The sequence below is a fragment of the Corynebacterium hylobatis genome, assembly GCF_003955685.1.
GTDB lineage: Bacteria > Actinomycetota > Actinomycetes > Mycobacteriales > Mycobacteriaceae > Corynebacterium > Corynebacterium hylobatis.
Window position 1 is genome coordinate 128233 of record NZ_RXHJ01000002.1, and the last position, 25606, is coordinate 153838.

28 protein-coding genes are annotated in these 25606 nt (G+C 66.3%); 15 read left to right on the forward strand and 13 right to left on the reverse strand.

Features of this window, described 5'->3' with window-relative positions; translation table 11 throughout:
• Window positions 1–2 precede the first annotated feature (2 nt).
• A complete protein-coding gene (locus EAH68_RS01850; RefSeq protein WP_126119619.1) occupies window positions 3–437 on the reverse strand; it encodes a PACE efflux transporter in 435 nt (144 codons plus the stop codon).
• Window positions 438–654: 217 nt separating this feature from the next.
• Here EAH68_RS01850 and EAH68_RS01855 point away from each other — a divergent pair, with 217 nt between their 5' ends.
• The gene (locus EAH68_RS01855; protein ID WP_126119620.1) at window positions 655–1113 is read left to right on the forward strand and encodes a GNAT family N-acetyltransferase; all 459 of its coding nucleotides are present in this window, start codon (window positions 655–657) and stop codon (window positions 1111–1113) included.
• A gap of 21 nt (window positions 1114–1134) precedes the next feature.
• On the opposite strand, the gene EAH68_RS01860 is transcribed toward EAH68_RS01855, so the two are convergent.
• Both EAH68_RS01860 and EAH68_RS01865 read right to left on the reverse strand, forming a co-directional pair.
• A complete protein-coding gene (locus EAH68_RS01860; RefSeq protein WP_126119621.1) occupies window positions 1135–1716 on the reverse strand; it encodes a L,D-transpeptidase in 582 nt (193 codons plus the stop codon).
• A 50-nt stretch (window positions 1717–1766) separates the two neighbouring features.
• Window positions 1767–2687, reverse strand: coding sequence for an MBL fold metallo-hydrolase (locus EAH68_RS01865; RefSeq protein WP_126119622.1), 921 nt, complete (start codon window positions 2685–2687; stop codon window positions 1767–1769).
• 129 nt (window positions 2688–2816) lie between these two features.
• On the opposite strand from EAH68_RS01865, the gene EAH68_RS01870 reads away from it, so the two are divergent.
• Both EAH68_RS01870 and EAH68_RS01875 read left to right on the forward strand, forming a co-directional pair.
• Window positions 2817–4532 carry a CocE/NonD family hydrolase gene (locus EAH68_RS01870; RefSeq protein ID WP_126119623.1) on the forward strand — a complete coding sequence of 572 codons (1716 nt, stop codon included), beginning with the start codon at window positions 2817–2819 and terminating at the stop codon, window positions 4530–4532.
• Window positions 4533–4644: 112 nt separating this feature from the next.
• Window positions 4645–5259, forward strand: a complete 615-nt coding sequence (locus EAH68_RS01875; protein ID WP_126119624.1) for a metallophosphoesterase family protein — start codon at window positions 4645–4647, stop codon at window positions 5257–5259.
• On the opposite strand, the gene EAH68_RS01880 is transcribed toward EAH68_RS01875, so the two are convergent.
• The gene (locus EAH68_RS01880) at window positions 5260–5859 is read right to left on the reverse strand and encodes a hypothetical protein (RefSeq protein WP_241228236.1); all 600 of its coding nucleotides are present in this window, start codon (window positions 5857–5859) and stop codon (window positions 5260–5262) included.
• Between the two features lie 101 nt (window positions 5860–5960).
• On the opposite strand from EAH68_RS01880, the gene EAH68_RS15050 reads away from it, so the two are divergent.
• Genes EAH68_RS15050 through EAH68_RS01890 form a run of 3 tightly spaced genes read left to right on the forward strand, consistent with a single transcriptional unit; the run spans window position 5961 to window position 7379 of the window.
• Window positions 5961–6086, forward strand: a complete 126-nt coding sequence (locus EAH68_RS15050; protein WP_277600449.1) for a hypothetical protein — start codon at window positions 5961–5963, stop codon at window positions 6084–6086.
• Between the two features lie 40 nt (window positions 6087–6126).
• The gene (locus EAH68_RS01885; RefSeq protein WP_126119625.1) at window positions 6127–6753 is read left to right on the forward strand and encodes an MBL fold metallo-hydrolase; all 627 of its coding nucleotides are present in this window, start codon (window positions 6127–6129) and stop codon (window positions 6751–6753) included.
• Window positions 6754–6812: 59 nt separating this feature from the next.
• Window positions 6813–7379 (forward strand): protein-L-isoaspartate O-methyltransferase family protein, encoded by a 567-nt coding sequence (locus tag EAH68_RS01890; RefSeq protein WP_126119626.1) that lies wholly within the window; start codon window positions 6813–6815, stop codon window positions 7377–7379.
• Here the strand turns inward: EAH68_RS01890 and EAH68_RS01895 are convergent.
• Both EAH68_RS01895 and EAH68_RS01900 read right to left on the reverse strand, forming a co-directional pair.
• Window positions 7376–8095 carry a PIG-L deacetylase family protein gene (locus tag EAH68_RS01895; protein ID WP_126119627.1) on the reverse strand — a complete coding sequence of 240 codons (720 nt, stop codon included), beginning with the start codon at window positions 8093–8095 and terminating at the stop codon, window positions 7376–7378. The two genes, EAH68_RS01890 and EAH68_RS01895, sit on opposite strands and share 4 nt — an antisense overlap.
• Before the next feature lie 40 nt (window positions 8096–8135).
• Window positions 8136–8810 carry a MarR family winged helix-turn-helix transcriptional regulator gene (locus EAH68_RS01900; RefSeq protein ID WP_126119628.1) on the reverse strand — a complete coding sequence of 225 codons (675 nt, stop codon included), beginning with the start codon at window positions 8808–8810 and terminating at the stop codon, window positions 8136–8138.
• A gap of 106 nt (window positions 8811–8916) precedes the next feature.
• Between EAH68_RS01900 and EAH68_RS01905 the strand changes: the two genes are divergently transcribed.
• Entirely contained in the window at window positions 8917–11091 is a 2175-nt protein-coding gene (locus EAH68_RS01905; protein ID WP_126119629.1) for an MMPL family transporter, read from the forward strand.
• A gap of 38 nt (window positions 11092–11129) precedes the next feature.
• Here EAH68_RS01905 and EAH68_RS01910 read toward each other — a convergent pair whose 3' ends face one another.
• Window positions 11130–12050 carry a GNAT family N-acetyltransferase gene (locus EAH68_RS01910; protein WP_126119630.1) on the reverse strand — a complete coding sequence of 307 codons (921 nt, stop codon included), beginning with the start codon at window positions 12048–12050 and terminating at the stop codon, window positions 11130–11132.
• Window positions 12051–12474: 424 nt separating this feature from the next.
• Here EAH68_RS01910 and EAH68_RS01915 point away from each other — a divergent pair, with 424 nt between their 5' ends.
• Window positions 12475–14463, forward strand: a complete 1989-nt coding sequence (locus EAH68_RS01915; RefSeq protein ID WP_126119631.1) for a BCCT family transporter — start codon at window positions 12475–12477, stop codon at window positions 14461–14463.
• A 256-nt stretch (window positions 14464–14719) separates the two neighbouring features.
• On the opposite strand, the gene EAH68_RS01920 is transcribed toward EAH68_RS01915, so the two are convergent.
• The gene (locus EAH68_RS01920) at window positions 14720–15835 is read right to left on the reverse strand and encodes a PQQ-dependent sugar dehydrogenase (RefSeq protein ID WP_126119632.1); all 1116 of its coding nucleotides are present in this window, start codon (window positions 15833–15835) and stop codon (window positions 14720–14722) included.
• 236 nt (window positions 15836–16071) lie between these two features.
• On the opposite strand from EAH68_RS01920, the gene EAH68_RS01925 reads away from it, so the two are divergent.
• Window positions 16072–16557 (forward strand): COX15/CtaA family protein, encoded by a 486-nt coding sequence (locus EAH68_RS01925; protein ID WP_126119633.1) that lies wholly within the window; start codon window positions 16072–16074, stop codon window positions 16555–16557.
• Window positions 16550–18058, forward strand: coding sequence for a multicopper oxidase family protein (locus EAH68_RS01930; protein WP_241228237.1), 1509 nt, complete (start codon window positions 16550–16552; stop codon window positions 18056–18058). Before EAH68_RS01925 ends, EAH68_RS01930 begins: the two co-directional genes overlap by 8 nt.
• A 1-nt stretch (window position 18059) precedes the next feature.
• Here the strand turns inward: EAH68_RS01930 and EAH68_RS01935 are convergent, their stop codons facing one another.
• Together EAH68_RS01935 and EAH68_RS01940 are read right to left on the reverse strand one after the other, a co-directional pair.
• Entirely contained in the window at window positions 18060–18668 is a 609-nt protein-coding gene (locus EAH68_RS01935; protein ID WP_126119634.1) for a class I SAM-dependent DNA methyltransferase, read from the reverse strand.
• Window positions 18669–18722: 54 nt separating this feature from the next.
• Window positions 18723–19223 carry an SRPBCC family protein gene (locus tag EAH68_RS01940; RefSeq protein ID WP_126119635.1) on the reverse strand — a complete coding sequence of 167 codons (501 nt, stop codon included), beginning with the start codon at window positions 19221–19223 and terminating at the stop codon, window positions 18723–18725.
• A 134-nt stretch (window positions 19224–19357) separates the two neighbouring features.
• Here EAH68_RS01940 and EAH68_RS01945 point away from each other — a divergent pair, with 134 nt between their 5' ends.
• Both EAH68_RS01945 and EAH68_RS01950 read left to right on the forward strand, forming a co-directional pair.
• On the forward strand, window positions 19358–20182 hold the full coding sequence (locus tag EAH68_RS01945) for an SDR family NAD(P)-dependent oxidoreductase (RefSeq protein ID WP_126119636.1): 825 nt from the start codon (window positions 19358–19360) through the stop codon (window positions 20180–20182).
• Window positions 20183–20516: 334 nt separating this feature from the next.
• Window positions 20517–20927 carry a DUF1304 family protein gene (locus tag EAH68_RS01950; protein WP_126119637.1) on the forward strand — a complete coding sequence of 137 codons (411 nt, stop codon included), beginning with the start codon at window positions 20517–20519 and terminating at the stop codon, window positions 20925–20927.
• A 36-nt stretch (window positions 20928–20963) separates the two neighbouring features.
• Here EAH68_RS01950 and EAH68_RS01955 read toward each other — a convergent pair whose 3' ends face one another.
• Genes EAH68_RS01955 through EAH68_RS01960 form a run of 3 tightly spaced genes read right to left on the reverse strand, consistent with a single transcriptional unit; the run spans window position 20964 to window position 23199 of the window.
• Window positions 20964–22631, reverse strand: coding sequence for an ABC-F family ATP-binding cassette domain-containing protein (locus tag EAH68_RS01955; protein ID WP_126119638.1), 1668 nt, complete (start codon window positions 22629–22631; stop codon window positions 20964–20966).
• Between the two features lie 4 nt (window positions 22632–22635).
• A complete protein-coding gene (locus EAH68_RS14870) occupies window positions 22636–22788 on the reverse strand; it encodes a hypothetical protein (RefSeq protein ID WP_241228238.1) in 153 nt (50 codons plus the stop codon).
• Window positions 22789–22803: 15 nt separating this feature from the next.
• Window positions 22804–23199 (reverse strand): alpha/beta hydrolase, encoded by a 396-nt coding sequence (locus EAH68_RS01960; protein ID WP_241228239.1) that lies wholly within the window; start codon window positions 23197–23199, stop codon window positions 22804–22806.
• A gap of 305 nt (window positions 23200–23504) precedes the next feature.
• Here EAH68_RS01960 and EAH68_RS01965 point away from each other — a divergent pair, with 305 nt between their 5' ends.
• The 3 genes from EAH68_RS01965 to EAH68_RS01975 are packed head-to-tail and all read left to right on the forward strand — an operon-like array spanning window position 23505 to window position 25603.
• Window positions 23505–24155, forward strand: coding sequence for a superoxide dismutase family protein (locus EAH68_RS01965; RefSeq protein WP_126119639.1), 651 nt, complete (start codon window positions 23505–23507; stop codon window positions 24153–24155).
• Entirely contained in the window at window positions 24148–25047 is a 900-nt protein-coding gene (locus EAH68_RS01970; protein ID WP_241228240.1) for a macrolide 2'-phosphotransferase, read from the forward strand. The genes EAH68_RS01965 and EAH68_RS01970 overlap by 8 nt, the downstream gene beginning before the upstream one ends.
• 10 nt (window positions 25048–25057) lie before the next feature.
• A complete protein-coding gene (locus EAH68_RS01975; protein ID WP_126119640.1) occupies window positions 25058–25603 on the forward strand; it encodes a DUF488 domain-containing protein in 546 nt (181 codons plus the stop codon).
• Window positions 25604–25606: the final 3 nt, after the last annotated feature.

A 25606-nucleotide genomic window follows, 5' to 3' on the forward strand; every position in this document is an offset into this window, starting at 1 on the left:
TGTCAGTGGGGTTCTGAGCTGTCGACGATCCGCGCCCGCGGCGGGAGCACCAGGTCAAAGACCCAGGCGAAGACAAACGTGTAGACGAGGAAGAAGACCAGCAGCCCCAGCTCCAGGATGAAGGCCTCCACCAGTGAGACCTGGAGTATCCAGGCCAGGATGGGCACAAGGAAGATGATCAGCCCGCCCTCGAAACCCAGAGAGTGGACGACCCGGCGCGCGATGGTGCGCTTCGTTGATGCCTGGCGGCGTTCCCAGGCCTCGAACAGCGTGTTCCAGATGAAGTTCCATACGATGGCCACGGCGGAAGACACCACGGCGATGAGTCCGGAGCTGCCTCCGCCGAAGCCCAGGACCACCAGGGCAACGGTGACGAATGCAATGGCGATGATCTCGTAGGACACGACGTAGATGATCCGCCGCAGAATCGGTGACACAAAAGCCTCCTCAGAATCGGAATTCATGGGAAGCCTCGGGACAGGTTCACATCCATGATGCGTGCAACGCCAGAGACTATATAACAGTCCGGGGTCACCGGTCACCGGTCACCGGTCGCCGCCGGTGCCCGGCGCCCCCGGGGAATCCGTACCATGACGGACGAGGACGGTTTCCGCGAAAGATTCCGGCGAGGTTCGACCCGAGGCAGGCCACACCATGACCACCATCCGCCCCCTACGAGCTGACGAACAGGCTCTTCTCTCCCAGGCCACCCTGGGCAACATCAACTGGGCGGGTCCGCGTTACGCCCTCGACGACGTGATGAATACACCCACGATCGCCCATTACGTCGCCGCCGACGAGGGGCTGGTCGCCGAGGACGGTGGCCCGGTGGGCGTGGTGTGGCTGCGTTTCTTCCCCGCCGATGACCCAGGATATGGCTTCGTCGAGGAATCCATCCCCGAGCTGAGCATCTGGGTGGCGGAGGGCCACCGGGGCCGGGGGCTGGGCGGCCAGCTGCTGGACGGGATTGTCGCGCTGGCCAGGGAGAAGGACATGCCAGGCATCAGCCTGAGTGTGGAGAAAGGCAATCCCGCCCGTCACCTCTATGAACGCCACGGCTTCCTGCCCGCCGGGGACGGCTACGATTCCGGGACTCTGGTGCTGCGCTTCTGAGGCCCCGCTGAAACCGCAGGCTCAGTAGATGTGGATCGCGTCGCCGATCTGCAGCTCACCGAAGTAGTGCTCGGCGTGGCCGGGGCCGAGGCGGACACAGCCGTGGGAGTCGCCCTCCGGATCACCTTCGTGGAAGGCGTGGCCGACGTTGGTGAAGTACACCGAGAAGGGCATCGGGGCCATGTCGAAGGCGTAGGAGACGTCGTACTCCACCTTGCGGGTGACATGGAATGTCCCCGGCGGCGTCTCATAACCCGGTCCACCCTGGCCGATCGGGACGGCGTCGTAGGTGACCTCCCCGTCCTGCTGCAGCCAGGCGCGTTCACCCTCCAGGTCGACGCAGGCACGCGCGGTCGGTGGGCATTCCCCGAAGTCGAAGGGCGGTTCCGGCTCCGGTTCGGGCTCCACCACCTCAGCGGGGATCTCCCCCTTCGCCTCCACAATGTGGGCGTCCTCGACTGGCTCAACCTCCCCGGGTGCCGCCGATTCCTCTGCGGAGAGCAGTGAGGTGGCGGTCACGGCAGCTGCAGCCACGGCGGCGACACCCCCGAGCAGGTAACCGGTTCGGCGTCGACGGTGGACAGGGCGGCGCTGGGTGGTCATGCCGCCAGTATAGAAAGGGGTTTATACATTGTCAGCCCTGCGAGCCACCCCTACCCCTGAACGAGAGAGCGGTAGCCGTGGACCGTGGTGAAGAACGGGGAGGGCTCGAGCGTCGGGTCCTTCTCGTACCCCAGCGCAGCGGCGACCGCCTCGTAGGGCGAGTAGGGGGAGTCGGTGTCGGCGGCGTCGATACGCGCGACCGCCTTGCGGATGCGGGTCTCGATGTCCAGGCTGTCCTGCAGCGCCCGGTGGGCGGTCCCCCGGTCAAGTTCGACACCGTAGGGCTCGCCGGCGGCATTGCCGTAGGGGTGGCCCTGGTACATGCGGTTCGGTCGAACCACGTCCCGCAGGTACTCCAGGGAGGAACGGTAGGCATCGGGATCCTCGTAGCCGGGGAAGCCGTTGGCCGCGCCGTGGATCTGCACTGCGTCGCCGACGAAGACGTCGTTCTGACCGTCGATGACATAGGAGACCGAACCGGCGGTGTGCCCCGGGGTGTGGTGAACGGAGACGGTGACTCCCCCGCCGAGGTCAAGGGTCTCCCCGCCGCAGACGACCATGGTCGGCTGCATCTCCCCGGAGATGACCTTCTGTGCCATGGCGGTCTGCTGGGCCTCCGCATCCGGATTGTCCAGATACTGTGCGCGCAGGCCCAGGTAGTTGTCCACGTGCGCGCGGCGAGAGGCGAGGTAGGGCACGTCCGCCTCGTGGAGGACGACCTTGGCCCTGCGTCCGGTCAGCTCCCAGAGGGCATACGCGCCGCCCAGGTGGTCGATGTGGCCGTGGGTGAGCAGGATCCACTCGACGTCCTCGATGCGGCGGCCGAGTTTTTCCAGTTCAGGGGCCATGCCCTCGGCCGGCGAGGAGGCGATGCCGGTGTCCACGATGGCCAGCTGCGGGGCGTCGATGAGGAAGGTGTAGAGGCCGAAACGTCCCCACGGGGAGATCAGGGGGTGGACGGGAGTGGTCATGGTGTCTCCTGGGTGCGGATCGAGGGAAAACCTTGCTAACGCCACTTTAGTATAATAATATGTTCTATGTCACGCCTGAGGGGGAACCCGGCAGGCGCCCCATGCAGGACGCGAAGGAGCAGCCCACACATGGCCGATTACACCACGATCACCGCCGGCACCGAACAGATCGCCGTGCGCAAGGATCTGCGCATCCCGATGCGCGACGGCGCCCTCATGGCCGCCGACGTCTACCACAAGCCCGACGACACCCCGCGACCTGCACTGATCGCGCTGTCGCCCTACGGCAAGGAACTCCAGGCGCTGTCTTTGACCATGCCTGCCCAGTACCGCCCCTCCGTCCTCTGGGACGGTTGCATCGAGGCCGGCGACATCGCCCGTGTCGTCGCGGAGGATTATGTCCACGTCATCGGTGATGTCCGCGGCAGCGGCCACTCCGAGGGTGAGCACGTCGGCAACTACAACGCCGGCGGTGTCTCCCTCGGTGAGGACGCCTACGACTTCATCCAGTGGGTCGCCGAGCAGCCCTGGTGCGACGGCAACGTCGGCATGATCGGCACCTCCTACTTCGGCTCCATGTCCGTGCTCGCCGCCGCCGAGAACCCCCCGGCGCTGAAGGCCATCTTCGTCAACGGCGGCCACTACGACTTCTACGAGACCACCTACCACGGCGGCGTCATGTGGCTCATGCCGCGCGCCGCCCGTGAGGGCCGCGGTGGCGACTCCGGCTGGGCCTTCACCGACGGAGTCAAGTCCCGCATGCTCGAGGAATTCAGCCCCGAGGAGGTCAAGGCGCGCGTCGCCGAGCGCCTGCAGGACCCGGATGTCGCTGGCTGGCCCAACATGTTCCACGTGCTGAACTACCCGAAGAACCATGAGGCCTGGTTCGACATCGTCCTCAACGACCTCGACGGGCAGTGGTACGAGGAGCGCAACCCGATCACCCTGGCCAGGAACATCACCATCCCCACCTACCTGCAGATCGCGCAGGGCCGTGGTTGGACGATGGACGGCACCATCGAGCTGTTCAACACCGTCCAGGGCCCGAAGAAGCTGGACATCCTGCCCTACCCCCCGATGAATTCCCGCCCCTTCGTCGACGCCCACGACGAGATGTTCGCCTGGTACGACTACTGGATCAAGGGCATCGACAACGGCATCACCGACGGTCCGGCCGTCAGCGTCCACGTCGAGGGCTCGGACACCACCGTCAGGGGCGATGCCTTCCCTCCGAAGGAGATTGAACACCGCCCGCTCTACCTGCGTCCCCGCCACGTCCTCGCCGGCAAGCCGGAACCACTGGGGCCGGAGTACGCCGCACCGGAGTCCTTCACCCAGCTGCCGATGACGCTGACCAACGACACCGCCATGATCTCCTGGTCCACCGCCACCTTCACCGAACCGACCGAGATGATGGGCACCGGTGCCGCCCACATCCACGCCGCCATCGACCAGGACGACACCAACTTCATCCTGCGCCTGTGGGACGTGGCCCCGAACGGCAGGCGCCAGCTGGTGACCACCGGCTATCTCAAGGCCAGCCAGAACGAGCTGGACACCGAGCTCTCGACCGAGGGCAACCCCGTCCACCCGCACACCTCGAAGACCCCGGTCACCCCGGGTGAGATCAACGAGTACATCATCCGCATCTACCCGTTCGCGGCCACATTCATGCCGGGCCACAGACTCGTCGCCGAGCTGTCCAACAACGAACCGATGTCCGATGAGCACAACTCCCTGCTCCCGCCGGACGCCTTCCACCTGCCGATCGGCCGTGCCACCACCACGACCGTCTACCGCGACGCCCGCCACGAGTCGCGCCTGGTGCTGCCCTACGTGAAGTAGTCGGCCGCTTATCGACGCCCGCCCCCGCCCTCCCCGAGGGCCGGGGCGGGTTCGTCGTTTCCGCACCTATCCTGGAGCTTAAGGAGACACTGACCCTGAAGGAGAGGTCCTCATGCTCACCATCGCCAGCATCAACCGCGCGGTCGACTTCCTCACCTCCGACCAGCACTTCGGTCACGAGCGTATGGCCGGGGTATTCGGCCGGGAATACGAGGGCCGGGTCGAGGAGATGAACGCCATGATGATCGAGCGATGGAACTCCCTGGTCAAACCGGATGACACGGTTCTCCACCTGGGTGATTTTGCGATGGGTGTGCGGGCGGAGACCCTGCCCATCGCCGACCGACTCAACGGCCGCGTCCTGCTCATGCCCGGCAACCACGACTCCATCTCACTGCTCCAGGATCCTGACTACGCGGAGCGCCAGCGCCCGCTCTACGAGGAGGCCTTCGAACTGATCCTGCCCGAGACTGGCGATCGCCTGCGCACCAGCGCGGGCAACGAGGCCCTGCTCTCCCACTACCCCTTCTCCTTCGTCGACCCGCACGCCTCCCAGGAAATGCTCGAGCTCATGCCGGTCGATGACGGACGCAGCCTCCTCGTCCACGGACACACCCATGAACCCGAGATGGTCCGAGGCCGGCAGTTTCACGTCGGGGTGGACGCGCACGACTTCTACCCCGTCCGTGCCTCCCTGGTCGAGAAGTGGATCGACGCGAACTCCTGATCAACGGGCCGCGCGGCGCACAGCCTCCCGCAGCCCCGTAAAATCCGTCTCGTCCGGCTCCACCCGGGACAGGAGAGCATTCAGCGAGATGGTCTTCTGCTGGCCGACCACCTCGGCGAGGTGCGCCGTCGATGTGACCCAGAATCGCCACTGCCGTGTGTCCAGCGGATTCGCTTCACCTCGTTCTGTGGTGGTGAAAAGGCAGAATACGTAGACATCCGCTTGGCGGGAAAGCACCTCGGCATAAGTATTGGTGGCGGCGGTCCATCCGACTGTCTCGGCGATGCCGAACTGGATCCTGGAGGGGCTGGTCTGATCCCAGGATTGCAGATAGGCGGCCGACTTGACCTCCACCTTGAGTCCGTCCGGCGTCAGCAGATCGAACGCATCCCAGTCCACCTTGACCCCGCCGCGGATACCATCAACAGCCAGCCCCACCACGTATTCCGCGATAACCCCACGTTGGGTATTGCCCAGCGTCCCCGAATAAGCCCACCGCCAGAGGTCGATCAGCCGGCCAGCGGGACTTCCAGTCGCATCCAGAATCGGCTCCTCCCCTGACATACGTCGGGGCGAAGGCTGCCCGTACAGGGTATCCACTGCAGTTCCTCCCTCGGTGTCTGCAACTCTCATCCTCATTTCATCGTGGACGGATAGGTGGAAGTGTACAACCCAGCTCCATCCCCAGAGGAGAGAACACCATGGCTTCCCGCAGGGTCATCACCGCCGTTCAGGCGATCCGTGATGCCCTGAACCAGCATCCGGATGATTTCCTCGACGATGCCGACCGCAACGACCTGGTGGAGCTGAACCTGCCGGCGAACTGACCGGTGGCCGAGGGCAGTGCGCGCAGGCACAATTAAAGCCATGAAGATCACCCGCCGCTACCATTCCTGCGTGGAGCTGTCCGAGGGGCAGACCAGCGTCATCATCGACCCCGGTTCTTTCGAGGTCCCGGAGAACCTGGCCGAGGTCGATGCCGTGCTGGTCACCCACATCCACCCGGACCACGTCGACGCCGCGGCTCTGACCACCGCCCGTGGGAAGAACCCGCAGCTCGCGGTCTACGGCCCGGCTGAGTTGGTCGGGCACGTGGATTTCCCGTACACCACCGTCGCCGACGGTGACACCTTCGAGGTCGGTGATCTCCACATCGCCGTCCACGAGTCGGCCCACGGCACCGTCACCCGCTCCACTCCCCTGCCGGAGAATCTCGGCTTCCTCATCAACGGCCGGGTCCTGCACACCGGTGACTCCTTCCCGGAGCTGGACGGCGTCGAAGTGGCGCTCGTACCGGTCAGCGCCCCGTGGCTGAAGATGCTCGATGTGGAGGACTACCTCCGGGCCAACCGGCCGACCCGGTTCATCGGTGTCCACGACGGCATCGACAACGACTTCGGCCTCAATCTGCGCCGACGTCTGCTGGGTGCCCTGGCAGAGGAACACGCCCTGGAGTACCTGCCCCTGCGCCCCGGAGAATCTGTCGAGATCTAGCCTGAGCTGCTAAAATAGACGGACACAGCTTCTCCCGCGAGTGCACGGAGGCAGTCCTCATGAACCGCGTCGCCCAGGCCATGTCCACCGTCAACCGCGCTGATTTCCTGCCGCCGGGGGCGCGTCAGCATGCGGAGTTCGATGCCCCTGTCTCCATCGGTCACGGCCAGACGAACTCCCAGCCCTACACCGTGGCCTTCATGCTCAATCTCCTCGACGTCCAGCCGGGCCACCGCGTCCTCGACGTCGGCTCCGGCTCAGGCTGGACCACCGCTCTGCTCGCCGAACTCGACTGTGAGGTCACCGGAGTCGAGCTCGTGCCGGAACTCGTCGAGTTCGGCCGCGCGAATCTCGCAGCGGCCGGTTACGAGGGAGTGGAGATCCACCAGGCCACCGACGGTGTCTTCGGCCTGCCGGAGCTGGCCCCCTTCGACCGGATCCTCGTCTCCGCGGAGGCCGACCACATCCCGCAGGATCTCATCGACCAGCTGAAAATCGGCGGCAGCATGGTCATCCCGGTCGACGGGACCATGCTGCGCATCGAGCGTATCTCCGGGGACGAGTCGGCCATGACACGTCACGGCCTGTTCCGCTTCGTGCCGTTGCTGCGCGAGCGCAGCAACTAAATCTGCTCGAAAACCCGGAACGCGACTGCCTTCCCGCCGTCCAGTTGGGTGATCATGGCCGGGATGAACTCCTCCGGCTTCGGGTGGTCCGGCAGCGCCTCGAAATAGAGTTTGTGCGCCTTAAGGGAACGGATCCCGGCCTGTTCGGCCTGATCGTCGACCACGATGCGGTGGGTCGGTTGGCCGGGATTGACCACGAGCAGTCGGCTGGTCTTGTGCGCGGGCAGGTCCAGGTCGCGGTGCACCCACGGGTTGTCGGCGTCGCGCACAGCGTCGACGGTCATGAGACCTGCGACACGGTGGTCAGCCTGGTTGAAGGTGCCGTAGGCCTCGAGCTCGAAATTCGCGGTGATCACGGTATCGGGGCGGAACTGGCGGATGTGGCGGGCGATGTCCCGGCGCAGTTCCATCGATTCCGTCAGCTGCCCATCGGGATGGTTGAGCAGGGTCAGGTCGCTGACGCCGACGGCGGCGCAGGCCTCGCGCTGCTCCTCGGCTCGCAGGGAGCCGACCTCGGTCGGATCCATGGCGCGGATGCCCGCCTCGCCGTGGGTGAGAAGCAGGTAGCCGACCTCCACCCCGGCGCGGGTCCACATGTCCACCGCGCAGGACAGGCCGTATTCGGCGTCATCGGGATGAGCCACCACGATGAGTACTCGTTTGAATTCCGACCAGTCGTAGTTGGGTAGGGCAGGAACTTCAGCAAAAGTTGTCATGACATCATCCTACCGAGTGGGTCGGGTCTGCGCCCGGGATTCAGACCTCCGTCTCCCCCTCCGAGAGCCTTTCCCCTGCCCCGCCCCGAGCCCAGTCCAGGCCGGTCTCCAGCTCCACGGCGGTGTCCCGCAGGAAACGGGTGACCACCTCCCGTTCCTCGGGACTGAGCCGGGCGGCGGCATGGAAACGTCGGGAATGCTGCACCCCGATAGTCTCCATGGCGGCGGTACGGGTCTCGTCGGTGATGTGGATGCTCTGGGAACGGCGGTCACTGGGGTGGGGCCGGCGGGTGAGGTGCCCGCCGCGTTCCAGCCGGTCGAGCAGTTTAGTGGTGGATGCGCTGGTGATACCCAGGCGCGCGGCCAGCGAGGAGGCGGTCACCGTCTGGGCGCTGTTCTCGGCGACGATGAGAAAGTGCAGGGCCCGCATGTCGGTCTTCCCCAGCTTCATGTACTCCAGGGAGGCCTCCGAGACCCTGTCCTCCGCCTCGCGCAGCGCCCCCATCGCCTGCATGAGTTCGGTGATCTGGGCGACGTCGCTGCCGGAGACGCCACTGCGGTCGATGAGCCGGCTGTGCGGGTCATTGGCCTCGATGCCGTAGACGACCGGCGGCACCCCGGGAACAACGCCGGGAACAACAGAGTCTCCTGCGGGGGTGGCGGGGTACGCCCCGGCCTCAGCCTGCTGTTCGCGCGCGGGGTGTTCAGGATGCATGGAACGATCCTAACACCCCATAAACTAAGCTTGTCTAGCATCTCTCCCGGCTAGCAAATACACTTCTCTTATCCGCATTCCCCGGACAGTCCCGGAAAGGTTCCTCATGTCCTCTCGCGTGCCCCGCTGGCTCCGCGTCCTATTACCAGCAGCCCTCATCCTCATCTGGCTCGCGGGCGCCGCCGTGGGCGGTCCCTACTTCGGCCGGGTTGAGGAGGTCTCCACCAACGACCAGACCCTCTACCTCCCCGAATCCGCCGATGCTTCGGTCGTGCAGCAGAAACTCAGCGAATTCACCGACAGCGAGGCCATCCCGGCCGTCGTCGTCTTTGTCGGTGAGGAAGAACTCAGCGAACAGCAGCTCGGGGTGATCGCGGCGAGCATGGAGAGAGCTGGCGAACTGCCGGTGGTCGCAGGTGACGTCTCGCCGCCGATCCCCTCCGAGGATGGCCTGGCTGCTCAGGCCTTCGTCCCGCTGGACACCAGCGCCGACACCGGCGAGGCCGTGACCCTGCTGGGTGACACCCTGCGTGAGGGACAGCCAGAGGGCGTCGAGGTCCATGTCACCGGCCCGGCCGGATTCGCCGCTGACCTCGGTGCCGCCTTCGCGGGTATCGACGGCCTCCTCCTGGCGGTGGCGCTCGCCGCCGTGTTCATCATCCTGATCATCGTCTACCGCTCCTTCCTGCTCCCGATCGCGGTGCTGTCCACCAGTCTCTTCGCGCTGTGCGTCGCACTGCTGAGCGTGTGGTGGCTGGCGAAGGCGGATGTTCTCCTGCTCAGCGGGCAGACCCAGGGCATCCTGTTCATCCTCGTCATCGGCGCGGCCACCGACTATTCCCTGCTCTATGTCGCCCGCTACCGCGAGGAACTCCGGCACACCCAGGACAAGTGGGAGGCGACCTTCCGCGCCCTCCGCGGCTCCCTCGAGCCGATCCTGGCCTCAGGCGGCACGGTCATCGCCGGCCTGCTCTGTCTCCTGCTCAGCGACCTGAAGTCGAACAGCACTCTGGGCCCGGTGGCCGCCATCGGCATCATCTTCGCCATGGCCTCCGCCCTGACTTTCCTGCCGGCGGTCCTCTTCGCCCTCGGCCGCGCCGCTTTCTGGCCGCGCCGCCCCGTCTACGACCCTGAGGCCCCCGAGGGTGCCGCCGCCACCGACGGACCGTGGGCCTGGGTGGCCCGCCAGGTCAAGCGCAGCCCCCGTGCCATCTGGATCACCACCACTGTCATCCTCGCCTTCGGCGCGCTCGGTGCCACCCAGCTGCAGGCCAGCGGCGTGCCCCAGTCCGAACTCGTCCTCGGCGGATCCGAGGCCCGCACCGGCCAGGAGAAACTCGGCGAGCACTTCCCCGGCGGCTCCGGCTCCCCCGTCTACGTTCTCGCGGAACAGAGCCGGACGGCTGAGGTCGCCCGCGCGATGTGGGCCAACGGCGAGATCGGTTCCGTGACCGTCACCGCCACGGATTCGCCCACCGGCACCGCACCTGTCGACGAGGAGGGGCAGATCCAGTCCCCCTTCGGTCCGGGCCCGGCCCCGGAACCAACCATTGTCGACGGACGTGTGCTCCTGCAGGGCACCCTGGCCTCCGCGGCGGATTCCACGGCAGCCGAGGAGTCCGTCCGTGAGCTGCGTACCGCACTCGAGGATGTCGAAGGCGAGACCATGGTCGGCGGCGTGACAGCCACCTCCATCGACACCAACGACACTGCGATCGACGACCGCAACCTCATCATCCCCATCGTGCTGCTCGTCATCCTGTTCATCCTCATGCTGCTGCTGCGCTCGGTGCTCGCCCCGGTACTGCTGGTGCTCACCACCGTCCTGTCCTTCGGCACCGCCATGGGCGTGGCCGCACTCGTGTTCAACGGGATCCTGGGTTTCCCGGGTGCGGATCCGGCGGTGCCGCTCTACGGCTTCGTCTTCCTGGTGGCACTGGGCATCGACTACAACATCTTCCTCATGACCCGGGTGCGCGAGGAGTCCCTCTCCCACGGCACCCGACCGGGCATCCTGCGCGGGCTGACTATCACGGGTGGGGTGATCACCTCCGCGGGCATCGTGCTGGCGGCCACCTTCGCCGCCCTGTCGGTCATCCCGATCCTCTTCCTCGTGCAGCTCGCCTTCATCGTCGCCTTCGGCGTGCTCCTGGACACCTTCGTGGTGCGTACCCTGCTGGTCCCGGCGCTGTCCTACGACATCGGACCTAAGATCTGGTGGCCGTCGAAGCTGTCCCGCCAGCAGACCCAGGAGGAGTCCGCGGAGACGGTCTCGGTGTAGAGGTGGGGCGTCGATAAGCGGCGGGGGGGACGGCAGGCTCAGCCCGCCTGCCAGCACTCGAAACGCGCCGCGGGGACAAAACCCATCCGCCGGTTGATGGCGAGCATGTGGCTGTTCTCCTCGGCGTTCCATGTGTAGATGGTGCGCACCCGCGGCAGCTGGCGGGCCAGCTGGGCGAGGTTGGCCACCTTGAGCGTCATGCCCAGCCCGTGTCCGCGGTGCCCGCCCGCCACCAGCGTGTCCTCCTGGAAGGCGATGGCGGGGCGGCCTGCGGGGCAGCTCAGCTGCGTGAAACCGACGCAGGTGCCACTGCCGGTGTGGCGGGCGAGGCTCCACAGCGTCTCGACGCCCGCCCGCCGGTCCACCTCCTCGGTCTCCCGGATCCGCGCCCCGTCCCACACCTCCCGGTCGTGCGTCTGTCCGCCCCAGGGCATGTCCGTGCTCATCGCCTCCTTCATGCCCGCCACGCAGGACAGGTGGTGCTCCGGCACGGGACCGCGCCACGAGTGGATGACATAGCCCTCCGCCGGGGGTGCCTCCGGAACAGTCGCCGGCAGCCGCAGCGCGCTGGCGATCTCCACCTGCACCAGGCAGAAGCCGTGACCGGAGAGGTCATGACCGGGCGGCAGCCACACGGCAACAGTGGGACGCAGGGACAGCAGGGCGTGGAGCAGCGGACCGGGATCGGCGCCTGACATCAGCCGCATCTCCGCCTCCAGAAGAGCGGTGTTGTCACTCAGCGGCAGGGTCGCCCAGGCGAAGGCGGTGAGCTCCGGGTCAACACAGGTGAGCAGCAGCTGCTGGCGGGTGCTGGTGGTGCCGGTGTAACCGAGCATCTCCTGGGCGGTGGTGATGAAATCGACCGTCCCGAGCGATGCCGTGTCCAGCCGCTCCCACAGCTCCACGACCGCCGCGGCGGTGCCGGGATCGAGCTGTTCGTGGATGCGCACGGTGGCCATGAAACCCAAGAATAATCCCTCATGTGACTCCAGTCACGTCCTGATTTCGGGCCCGCAACTCAAACGTTGGCGCTCCGGAACGGTGCTGGTCAGGGCGGCGGAAGGTGCTACGCTGACCAGGAGAGAAACCGCCGGCAGCGGTCCCTGGGTTGGCCAACCCCGCCGGGAGCGGACTAACGTTCGAGGGGTTCAACAGGGAACCGGTATGTCCGCGTCCCTGTCACGAAGATGGTCGCCCGGGGACGGCCGACCACACCGCATCCGAGGAGGCCCCTGACCGGTAGAGCCTGATGACTGTCATCGGCTCCCTGTCACCACAAGCCTCTGCCCTGCTCCTGAGCCCGCTGATCCAGCTGGCGTCCCAGGCAGCAGCGGCATATCCGACGAGTACAGACACATTCACTCAGCACAGTGAGGAAAACCCATGCCGCACACTTCCGACGGTCGCCCTGAACAGCGCGAAAGCATATCCAGCCAGGTCACCCAGCGGTTCCTGAACCCGGCCAAGAGCGGATCGGTGGGTATCTACCCCCATGATCTGCACCCCGGTCTGGTCCCCGGCATCAGCGTTGAGGACCAGCGCAAGAAATTCGGCCTGGACAAGGTGGTCTTCTTCACCACCGCCACCATCATCATCGCCTTCATCATCTGGGGTGTGAGCAGTCCCGCCTCGGTCTCCGAGGTCTCCTCCACCGCTTTCTCCTGGGCCATGAGTAACGCATCGTGGCTGCTCAACTTCGTCATGATCCTCGGCCTGGCCGTCATGCTCTTCCTGGCCTTCTCCCGCTTCGGCCACATCCCGCTGGGCAAGGACAACGACGAGCCGGAGTTCTCCCGTTTCTCCTGGATCGCGATGATGTTCGGCGCGGGTATCGGCGTGGGCATCTTCTTCTTCGGCCCCTCCGAGCCGCTGTCCTACTTCATCTCCCCGCCCCCGCACACCGTGGAGGCGGGCACCCGGGAGGCACTCCACCAGGCAATGGCCCAGTCCCATTTCCACTGGGGTCTGGCCGTCTGGGGCCTCTACGCCCTCGTCGGCGCCGCCCTGGCCTATTCCACCTACCGACGTGGCCGCCCCTCGCTGATCAGCTCCGTCTTCCTCTCCCTGCTGGGCGCGAAGAACACCGAGGGTCTGGCCGGCCGGGTCATTGACATCCTGGCGATCATCGCCACCCTCTTCGGCACTGCCGCCACCCTCGGGCTCTCAGCCCTGCAGATCGGTAAGGGCGTGGAGATCATCTCCGGGGCCGGGGCCCTGGCCAACAACGCCATCCTGGTCATCATCGGTCTGCTCGGCGTGGCCTTCATCATCAGCGCGGTCTCGGGCGTGGCCCGCGGCATCCGCTACCTGTCCAACATCAACATCACCCTGACCCTGGCGCTGATCGCCTTCGTCTTCATCTTCGGACCCACACTCTTCCTGCTCAACCTCATCCCCTCCGGCGTGGCCACCTACCTCGACGAGATGCTGCCCATGATGGGCAAGTCCCTGTCCTGGGGTGCGGAGACGGTGGAGTTCCAGGGCTGGTGGACGGCCTTCTACTGGGCGTGGTGGATCGCGTGGACGCCGTTCGTGGGCATGTTCATCGCGCGCATCTCCCGTGGCCGCACCATCCGCGAATTCGCGCTGGTGACCATCGCCATCCCCTCCTTCATCCTCATTCTGGCCTTCACGATCTTCGGTGGAGCGGCCATCAACTTCAACCGTGAGGGAGTGGAGTCCTTCGACGGCACCGCCGGCAATGAACAGGTGCTCTTCGCCCTCTTCGAGCAGCTACCGCTCAACGCCATCACGCCGTTCATCCTCATCCTGGTGCTGGCGATCTTCTTCATCACCTCCGCAGACTCCGCATCCGTGGTCATGGGGACGATGTCCTCGAAGGGCAACCCCGCGCCGAACAAACTGATCGTGGTGTTCTGGGGACTGTGCATGATGGGCATTGCCGCCGTCATGCTGCTGGCCGGCGGCCAGACCACGCTGACCGCGCTGCAGAACCTCACCATCCTCATCGCACTGCCTTTCTCCGTGGTGCTCATCCTCATGACGGTGGCCTTCCTGCGGGACCTGACCACGGACCCTGCGGCCATCCGCCGCACCTACGCCAGCGCCGCCGTCCAAAACGCGGTGGTCCGCGGACTCGAGGAACACGGCGATGACTTCGAGCTGACGGTCTCCTCCGCCCCGGAGGGCCGGGGTGCCGGCGCCCACTTCGACTCGACCTCCCAACGGGTGACCGAGTGGTACCACCGCACCGACGAGGAGGGCAACGAGATCGCCTACGACCACGCCAGTGGCCTGTGGGCTGATGATTCCGCTGCCGAGGAGAGCCTCGGCGGCACCGCCGGGAAGACTGCGGAACCATGGCGTCCCGAGACTGATGTTGATCCGGGGCAGGGGCAGAAGCGGGACTGACCCGGCAGCGCCCATCCGTTGCGGGGCGGTCCGGGGTGTGTCACCCTGCCCCCGTGACTGGCCGTGGCCAGCCAACATCCGTCATCTGCGTTCTGATCCGTAGGCGGGTAGCGAAGTTCCTGCAGGACAGTGAGCTTTTCGACGACCACGTCTCGAGATCAGCTTCGACCACTCCGGTGGTTGGGAATCCGTCACCACCGTCGGTGCTTCGCGCGAGCTTTCGATCTTGAGCGCCCCGGAGCAGGAGGAGCGGGAATCAGGCCGGGCGTAACTCCAGCAGCCGCCCGCCCTGGTCGTCCTCCAGCACCCACAGCGCCCCATCGGGGGCTTCGGCGAGGGCACGGATCCGCTCCCCCATGTCCCACTGCTCGACAATCTCCGTGTCCTCACCATCGAGCTGCACCCGCACCAGTGTCTCCCCGGACAGACCGCCGAGCAGTGCGCTGTCCTCCCAGCCATCAAAGAGATCACCCTGGTAGATCAGCAGGCTTCCGGGAGAGATCGACGGCACCCAGTACTCGGCCGGGGCCCGGAAACCGTCGTCCTCGGTGTGGTCCCGGATGGGGCGGCCGTCGTAATGCCTGCCCATGGATGCTTCCGGCCATCCGTAATTCTCACCCTCGGCGAGCAGGTTGAGTTCATCGCCGCCGCGCGGGCCCATCTCGGAGACCCAGATCCTGCCCCCACTGTCCTCCGCGATGCCCAGCGGGTTGCGGTGGCCGATGGTCCACAACTGCGCGGCGGTATTGCCCTCCCCCGCCCAGGGGTTGTCCGGCGCAGGGTCACCATTCAGCGTCAGGCGCAGCACAGCCCCCAGGTTCGTCTCCCGTTCCTGGGCGGGGCTGAACTTCTGCCGGTCACCGGAGGTGAGATAGAGGTGGTCGTCCTGGATGAGCATGCGCAGAGCGAAGTGTCCGTCACCCGAGGTGGGGGTCTGCTCCCAGATGACCTCGAGGTCCTGGAGGGCGGCCGCGTCAACATCGAGCGTTGCCCGCCCCACCACTCCCTGGGCTCCTGCCTCGTGATCACGCACCCAGCTGAGATAGACGGTGCCGTCGTCCTCGAAATCGGGACCGGGGATGATGTTGTGCATTCCCGCCTGACCGGCGTGGTGCACCTCGGGGGTCCCGCTGACCTCGGTCACCTCCCCTGTCCCCTGATCCCGCAACTGCAGGGCCCCACCGCGTTCGGAGATGAGCAGGTGCCCCGTGCCGGGCAGGAAACTCATCGCCCAGCCCTCATTGAAGGTGCCGTGTTCGGTGACTGTGAAGGTCTCCGACACCTCGGTCTGGACCCGGGTGTCAGCTCCGGCGCAGGCGCTGGAGGTCAGGGAGAGGACAGTGGCGGCGGCAATCGCGAGGAGTCGGCGCATGCCCTGATCCTAACAGCACACTCAGCTGGAAAACAGCCCTTCTTCGTTGCATCACAGCTGCTCACAGGCATTTTTTCAGCCTCATTAGTTACGCACATGTGACCGCAGAAACCTTGACTCTGCAAATTGCACCGACGTTTACTGGATTAAACAACTTGATGCGTTCACCTTTTGATGTGCTCCTTGAACTTAACAACCGTGCCCGCGGTAGCGGGCCTTTCCCTCCAGGAGCCATCATGAGAACTGCCTACCGTGTCCTCGCAGCCGTCATCATCCTCCTCGTCGTCGTCCAGGCTGCCGGTACGGCCTGGTTCACCTCCGGTCTGGCCAGACATCTGATTGCGGGCGGCACCATCGACTCCGCCGAGATCGACATCAACAACCTTCCGTTCACAGCGGTGTGGGGCGTGATCATCCACATGATCTCGGGTCTCTACGTCATCCCGGCGCTGGCGATCATCCTGCTCATCATCGGCTACCTCACCCATGACCGGAAGGCACTGACCCTGGCGATGGCCGTAACCGTCCTCGTGGCCATCCAGGTCGCACTCGGCCTCGGTGCCAAGGCACTGACGGGACTGGCCTTCCTCCACGGTGTCAACGCGCTGCTGATCCTCGGGGTCACTGTGCTGGCCTTCCTGGCCTTCCGCTCCCGCCCTACCGTCACGGACACCAGTCCTGAGGCGGAGATGCCCCGCCGCCCCGTAGGCAGTGGTGTCTGACCGGGAGTCGCCCACCACTGACACCCCTCCCGCGGGCCGCAGCTGGTCGGTGATCGCCCGCCGGGTGATCGCCGTCCTCTTTATCCTGATCCTCGGTGCGTTGACCTGGATGTGGTGGGACAGCCGCTACCCCGCCCTGTGGTCTGCCGCCCCTGGTGCGGGCTCCCCCACCTCCGCCCACGGTAACCATCCCGGCACCGCAGGCGGTCACACCGCCCGCGACATCACCACCTTCCAGGTTGATCCGGCCCACCCAGCCGACGTCCGCGTGGAACTGGAAGCCCGCACATCCGAGCTCCACCACCCCTCCGGAAGAAGCTTCCGGGGTTACACCCTCAACGGCACTTCTCCCGGGCCGGAGATCCGGGCCCGACGGGGTGACCTGGTGGAGGTCGTCCTGCACAACATCGACATCGCCGAGGGCACGACCCTGCACTGGCACGGCATCAATGTCCCCGCGGCCATGGACGGGGTCGCCGGGGTAACCCAGGATGCTGTCGCGCCGGGAGAGGCCTTCACCTACCGCTTCCTAGCCGAGGACGCGGGCACCTACTGGTACCACTCCCACCAGGTCTCCCACCAGCAGGTACTCGCCGGTTTGTTCGGCGCCATCATCATTGAACCGACTAAAGCTGAGCCTGTACCCGACACCGTCATGCTGCTGCACACCTACCCGGGTGGTTCCCGCACCATCAGCGCCGTGGGAGGGCAGACCCACGTGCCGGCGCTCCCAGGCGAGACGATGCGGGTCCGCACCATCAACACCGATAATCTCACGGCTTTTCTCTGGGTACCGGGGGCCCAGGCCCGCCTGCTGGCGATCGACGGCGTCGACCTCCACGAGCCGGGACCTTTCCGGGATCTCAAGGTCCGCCTGGCCGCCGGCGCCCGCGCGGATCTGGAGGTCGCTGTCCCCGAGGAGGGCGCGGTACGCGTCCAGTCCACCGGCGTCTCGCTGCTCATCGGCCCACCGGGTGCCACCGCACCCGAGACCAAGGTGCCTGACGCCGAACTGGATCTGCTCACCTACGGCTCACCGGCACCGGCGACTTTCGACACCACCACCCCAGACCACCACTTCGATTACATCATCGGCCAGCGCATCGGTTTCCTCGACGGACGCCCCGGCTACTGGTGGACCATCAACGGCCGAATGGGACGTCACGTGCCCATGTACGTGGTTCGGGAGGGGGAGGTGGTGGCGATGCACATCCGCAACCGCTCCGTTGAGGCCCACCCGATGCACCTGCACGGCCACCACGTGCTGGTCACTGCACGCGACGGAGTCCCGGCCACCGGTAGCCCCTGGTGGACCGATTCCCTCGATGTCGATCCGGGAGAGTCCTATGACATCGTCTTCCTCGCCGACAATCCCGGCGTGTGGATGGACCACTGCCACAACCTCCCCCACGCAGTGGAAGGGCTGATGACCCACGTCTCCTATGAAGGAGTGACCACGTCGTTCCTGCTCGGTCATGATTCCGGGAATGCGCCGGAATAAGTTAGCGGGAGATCGGCTCCACTGTCGCCCGCGCCGCCACCCAGGCGAATATGGAACCGGGTTCACGCCGACTGTCGGTGACCTCGAAGCCGGCGCGCTCCAGGGCAAGGGTTATCTCCGATAGTGGCCAACGCCAGGCGGGGGCCACGGGGTGAGGCACCTGCTCAAGCTCTTTTCCGGCGAGGAAGGAGATCAGGAGCGAGCCGTTGTTCTCCGTGACCGCGCGGAGGGTATCGAGGGCATCCGGCAACTGTTCGGGCCCCAGGTGTATGAGGGAGTACCAGGCGAGCACACCAGCCCACCGCTGTCCCATATCCACCAGATCATCGACAGAGCCGTGGTGGAACATCACCGAGGGATGGGTCGCGCGTGCCAGGTCGATGAGCCGCTGGGCAGGCTCCAACCCCTCGACCCGGTGGCCAAGCTCCGCGAGTCGACCGGTCCACCGCCCTGTCCCGGAGCCGGCATCAAGGATCACGCCGTCGACCGTGGCTGCCCAGGGTTCGATCACCCGCCGGTCGGGGTCATCCCGGGAGACGACGGTACCGAGCATGGCCTCCGGATCGAATGTCTGCGCCTCATAGGCCTGAACGACGTCATCCTTCGTCATGTCGCCCACCCTAGGCGGTCAGCGCTCCCTCCGCGCCGGATCGGGGCCCATCAATCAGCTCTCCGGCGGCGGCACCGGTGCTTCGACGAGCTCGGCGAGCCGTCCCAGCGTCGTCGCCATGCCGGAGCGGAGTTCCCCTGCCCGGTCGGTGCTGCCGATCAGTTTCTCTATGATGAACCAGGCCACACGTGTCAGCGGTCGGGTGACGGTGTAGGACTCCCGGACCAGCGTGGTGAGCTCCCCCTGCGGGAGGCACTCGTACCGCCACTCCAGGGTTCCGAAGAACGGTTCCGTCCGGCTGATCGCGAACTCACGGCCGGGTTCCGCCGTGATCACGACCGGGAGATTCGGCCACGTCCAGATCCTCCCGAGGGAGTTGATCGCGAGGAAACGAGCCCCGACCTCCGGACCGGTGGCACCCCGGATCCACCGGGCCCGGATGACCTCGGGGGACAGCTCGGGTGTTCGGGTGATGTCCGAGACGATGGCGTAGATGTCCTCAGGTGAGGCGCGGATGACACGTTCCACCGTGTCGGTGGTGAGGGTCTGGTTCATGGGTAGGCCCTTCCGGTAGCCGGGTGACGGCACAGTTTCAACGTAGATACGCCTGCGCAGCAGCGTCAACGGGCCGACGGAGATTGAGGCAGAATTGTTCCCACCGGTGCCACCTCCCCGCTAGGGTTCGTGCCATGAGCACCCCACCACGCACCATCCTGGTCACCGGTTCCACCAGCGGTCTGGGCTGTGAGCTGGCCCGGCAGTACGCCGCCGAACCCGGTCACCTCATCCTGCACGGACGCAACCCCATAAAGCTGCGCAAGCTGGTGGAGGGATTGTCCGGAGCCGTGGCACGCATCTCCACCGTCGAGGCGGACCTCGCCGACCTGGCCCAGGTCAGGCAGCTGGCCGACGCGGTGCCCACCCTGACCGATTCTCTGTCGGTACTGGTCAACAACGCCGGGATCGGTCAAGGACGCGGGAACGTGCGGGAGGAGTCCGTGGACGGCCTGGAACTACGGTTGGCGGTCAACCACCTCGCCCCCTTTGCCCTGACGCTGTCGCTGCTTCCCCTGCTGCGCGCCGGTGACCCGGCCCGGGTGGTCAACGTCGCCTCCGCCGCGCAGACCCCGGTCGACTTCGCGGATCCGCAGCTCACGGCCCGCTACTCCGGCAGCCGGGCCTACGCCCAGAGTAAATTCGCGATGATCGCCACCGGCTTCTACCTCGCCCGGTTGCTGCCCGCCGAGGAGATCACCGTCAACAGCCTGCACCCCGCCACCCTCATGCCCACCCCCATGGTCGCGGAAGGCTGGGGCACCACGGTGGATGACCTGGCCACCGGGGTCGCCGCCGTCCGCCACCTGATCGATTCCCCGACTCTCGCCGGGGTGAGCGGCCGGTACTTCTCCAGGCAGGAGGTCACCGACGCCCTGCCCGAGGCCCATGACCCCGAAGTACAGCGCCACCTCTGGCGGCTCAGCGAGGAATGGAGCGGTGTCCGCTTCCCCGGATAGGGTTATGTCCTGGCCACCAGTCGGGTTCAGATACTCGCCCAGGAGCACCGGATGATTGACGCCGATACTGCCGCTCTGCCGGTGTTCGGGGAGGTCGCGGAAACCTGGAGTTGAAGACGCAGCTCAGGCCGGTCCACACACCTTGCGGTGATGGGTTTGTCCACGCTGCCCCGCTGGGCGCGCAAGCCGAAATCCCTGAGGATACCCCGGTTGTCCTGCAGACCCGTGTCTCCCCGTCACCGCTGATCTCTTCTACGGCTCTCAGGTACGCACCCGACTTCACCCGTAAAATTGATTGTCACAGCGCATCATCCGGCCGCTCCAGGAGGCAGCCATGACCACCCTCAATCTCGTCGCCCAGATCGCGGCGCTGTTGAGCGCCGTCACCTTCATCGCGGTGTCTCCTCTGGAAATGATCTTCTACGGTCGTCCCGCCGCCCGTAAGTTCCTGAACGTCCACACCACCAATATCGAGGATGCGAGGATGTGGGCGTTCGTGGTCGGGGCCCGGAACCTCATTGCCGGCGCAGGTCTGCTTTTCGGTCTGATCGTGTTCTGGACCGGCAATGAGACGACCGGCGCCATCATCGTCCTCACCGCCACCTGGTACCTGCTGCTGGCCAACCTGGCCATGGTCGTCGCCGACCTCCTCGGCTTCTGGAAGCCTCGGGGCGGAAGCATCCGGGGGACCGTGGGGGCCAGCATCCCGCTCCTGGTGGTCATCATCGCCGCCCACTTCTTCTAGGTCGTGATCACGGGCGATCCACAGGCCCGGCAGCGGTCAGACCTCCGTGACCCGACCGGCCTCCACCCGCCAGTGCCGGTCGAGCCGCACGGTCTCCAGCATCCGCCGGTCGTGGGTGACCAGCAGCAGCGTCCCAGAATAGGATTCCAGCGACTGCTCCAGCTGCTCGATGGCCTCCAGGTCGAGATGGTTCGTCGGCTCGTCAAGTACCAGCAGGTTGACGCCCCGGGCCTGCAGCAGTGCCATCCCCGCGCGGGTGCGTTCCCCGGGCGACAGCTCGTCGACAGGCCGGTTCACGTGATCTGCGCTGAGCCCGAACTTGGCAAGCAGGGTCCGCACCTCTTCCCCGGAAAAGACGGGAACGGCGTCCCCGAAAGCTTCAACCAGGGTCCGGTCGCCAGCCAGGACGGACCGCGCCTGGTCGATTTCCCCGATCTGCACGCTGACGCCGAGACTGGTGCTGCCCTCATCAGGAAGCTGGTGGCCGAGTAGTGCGCGCAGCAGCGTGGATTTTCCGGCGCCGTTCGGTCCGGTGATCCCGATCCGTTCCCCCGCGTTCACCTGCAGCGACAGCGGCCCGAGAGTGAAGTCCCCCTGTCGGAAAACCGCGTTGCCCAACGTCGAGACCACCGAACTGGAACGGGGGGCCGAACCGATGGTGAACTCCAGCTTCCATTCCTTGCGTGGCTCCTCGACCTCCTCGAGCCGGGCAATCCGGCTCTCCATCTGACGCACCTTCTGGGCCTGTTTCTCACTGGACTCCGTCGCTGCCCGACGCTTGAGTTTATCGTTGTCCGGGGCCTTCTTGATCGCGTTGCGCACGCCCTGACTCGACCACTCCCGTTGCGTCCTGGCCCGCGAGACCAGGTCTGCCTTCTTGTCGGCGAACTCCTCGTATTTTTCCCGCCGCTGCCGGCGGAGGGTCGCCCGCTCTTCCAGGTAGGAATCGTAACCGCCACCGAATACCTGGTTCGTGCCCTGCACCAGGTCGAGTTCCAGTACGTGCGTGACACAGCGGGCGAGGAACTCGCGGTCGTGGCTGACCAGCACGACTCCCCCGCGTAGTCCCTGGACGAAGGTCTCCAGTCTTTCGAGTCCGTCGAGGTCCAGGTCATTGGTGGGTTCATCCAGCAGGACAATGTCGAACCGGGACAGCAGGAGCGCCGCCAACCCGACGCGGGCGGCCTGCCCACCGGACAGTGAGGTCATCAGCGCCTGCTCGGCCTGTTCACCATCGAGTTCGAAGCCCAGGTCCGCGAGAACCGCCGGCAGCCGATCGGTGAGGTCGGCGGCACCGCTGGCCAGCCAGCGGTCCAGGGCCACCGCATAGACGTCGGCCGGGTCCACTCCGTCGGCACCGGACTCTGAGGTTTCGCCGAGTGCGGCTGCCGCGTCATCCATGTCCTTGGTGGCCTGGGCACATCCGGTGCGGCGGCCGATGTAGTCGGCGATGGTTTCACCGACGACTCGTTCGTGCTCCTGGGGCAGCCAACCGACGAAAGCGTCGGTCGGCGCGAGGCTGACGGTGCCTGCCTGGGGCGCGTCCACACCCGCGAGCAGACGGAGCAGGGTGGACTTTCCTGCCCCGTTCGATCCGACGACGCCGATCACGTCGCTGGGGGCGACGGTCAGGTTGAGCGAATCGAACAGGGTGCGGTGGCCGTGCCCGCCGGCCAGGCCAGTCGCCACGAGTGTTGCAGTCATCGTCTTATTGTGTCACCCGGTGTGCGAAGTCCAGCATCGACCGCAGGGTCTCTTCGGCCGCGGTGGTCTCCAGCTTGAACTGGTACTCGTGGCCGAGGGCCGGAGTGTAACCCTCCGGATAGAAGACCTCCTCCACGTCGACTTCCAGGCCGCGCAATTTCTCTGCCAGGGGTCATGACTGGGCTGCGGTCAGTGGGTCGGTGTTGCCGCCGCTGATCCAGGTGGTGGGAAAGTCCACCCCCACCCGGTGGAGGACGGGCCATCTGCGCCGCGGCGGGCGAGGAGGCGAAGTCCCTTGAACCGGTGTAGGCCCACAGCGCCTGGCGGACTCCCCGGCGAGAACGGTCCGGTCAGTGTCCACGTTGAAGTCTGCGGCGTGTGCGAGCAGATAGGTGTGGGCGTCGTTGAGCTGATGCAGGGCCCGGGGATACCTGCGACCCGGTGCCAGGGAATAACTCAGGGCGACGAAGGTGAAACCGGTGGTCGCGAGACGACGGAAGTACCCCGCGTAGTCGCTGCGGGCACCGGAAAGCCACGTGCCGCCGTGGGTCCACACGATCGTCGGCAAGCGGCCCGGTCTCCTAGGCGATAACGGATCCCCAGCTGCTGCTCGACCTCCGGGGCCGACGGCTGAGGGTGGAGAAAGTCATGGGCGTGGATTCTGCAGAGGTAATGTCCGGCTGTGTCACCAGCAATTACCCCGCGCCAGCACTGTGGGAGCAGGGGAATCCGCTGACAGCACAGCGGAAGGTCGGTACCGTGGCAGACACACGAAAGCCACGCAGTTCCGGTCAGGATCCCGCCGAAGCACGTCGCGTCACCAGAAGGTGATCCTCTCCCGGAGCTGTCCGGATCATCACGAGAGGAAACACCATGCGACACCTGCCCCGCGCCATCTTCACCGCACTGGGTGCCACCAGCCTGCTTGTCCTGGGCGCCTGCACCGCCGCCGACGACACCGCCGATCCGACCGCCGACACCGACACCGTGACCGCCACCGGAACCGCCGAGACCACCAACGCATCCCAGGGCGAGGTCCTGTCCGCCACCCTCAACGACGCAGAGGACTCGGAGCTGGGCACAGTGGAGGTCAACGAGCTCAATGACGCCCTGGAGATCACTCTCAGCGTCTCCGGCCTGGAGCCGGGTTTCTACGGCTTCCACATCCACCAGACCGGTCTGTGTGAGACCGACAGCGCCGCGCCGGACAACCCGGAGAACACCGGTGCCTTCCTCTCCGCCGGCGGCCACCTCGGATCCGGGGAATCCGACCACCCCGACCACGCCGGTGACCTGCCCCAGCTGCTGGTCCAGGAGTCCGGGGACGGTGCCCTGAGTTTCCAGACCGACCGTCTGACCCTCGCCGACCTGCAGGACGATGACGGCTCCGCCTTCATGATCCATGACGGCACCGACAACTACGCCAACATCCCCGAGCGCTACGCACCTGACGGTGCCGACGAGGACACCCGCAGCACCGGTGATGCCGGCAGCCGCCTCGCCTGCGGAGTGGTCGGTGAGTGACCCCACCGTTGAACCTGCCGGAGTTCTCCGGCTCGCCGCCGACCACGGACTGGACCTGGCCCCGGACTCCCTGGAGTTCAATGAGATGGGCCTGGACTTCCGGGTGGTGCTGGCCAGGACCACCGACGGTGCGGACTGGGTGCTGCGCATCCCGCGCCGCCCGGAGGTGATGGTGCGTGCCGCCGTCGAAGCCCGGGTCCTGCGGCTGGTGGCGCCGCTTTTGAGCGCCGCTGTCCCGGACTGGCGGGTCCACACCGGGGACCTGATCGCCTATCCCCTGCTGCCCGGTGAACCCGGGCTGGAGATGGTCGACGGTGAACCAGTATGGAAGGTCGACGTGTCCGCGCCCGGCTATGCCGGATCCCTCGGCGAGCTGCTCGCCCAGCTGCACGGCACGGACCCCATCGAGGCATCCACCACCGGCGCCCCGGTGCGCACCCCGGCCTATTTCCGGCAGGCCTGGCGCGAGGACATCGAGCGGGTGTCGCGGGAGTTCACGGTTGCCGGGCATCTGCTGCAGCGCTGGGAGGCGTGGCTGTCAGACGAGAGTTACTGGCCGGAGCACGCGGTGCTCACCCACGGTGAGATCTACCCCGGCCACACCCTCATCCGCGACGGACGCATCAGCGGCGTGCTCGACTGGACCACGGCCACCGTGGGTGATCCCGCCCGGGACTTCATGTTCCACCAGGCCACAGCCAGCCCAGAGGCCTTCCGGATCACAGTGGAACGCTATGTCGCCGGCGGCGGGCAGGTCTGGCCCCGACTGGCGGAGCACTGCGCGGAGATGTTCTCGGCGAACGCCGTCGCCTACGGCCTCTATGTCCTGGATTCCGGCGACGAGTCCCACCGGGAGGCGGCCACAGCCCAGCTGAATCCACCGGCAGAATAGGAGCCACATCATGGCGGGTACACCAGTCTTCACCGTCGGCCATTCCAACCGCGACCTCGAGGAGTTCATCAACCTGCTCACCGAGGCCGGGGTGGCAGCGCTGGTCGATGTGCGCCGGCTGCCCGGCTCCCGGAAGTACCCGCACTTCAACGACGACGTACTGGCCGCGGAACTGCCGACCCACGGCATCTCCTACCGCCGCTCGGAGGGGCTGACGGGGCGTCGCAACGTGTCACGGACCGTGCCCTTCGAGGTCAACGGCAACTGGCGAAACCGCAGCTTCCACAACTACGCCGACCACGCCCTCGGCGAGGAGTTCGCCCTCGCCCTGGGCGAGCTTCTCGACGCCGCCACGCACACCCCCACCGTCCTCATGTGCTCGGAGGCGGTGTGGTGGCGCTGCCACCGCCGCATCATCGCCGACCACCTGCTCGCCGCCGGGCGCGATGTCCGCCACATCATGGGGCCGGGGAAGATAACCTCGGCAGAACTCACGGCGGGTGGGGTCGTGGGCGAGGACGGGAAAGTGTGTTATCCGGCCCCGGAAGGGACATAGAAT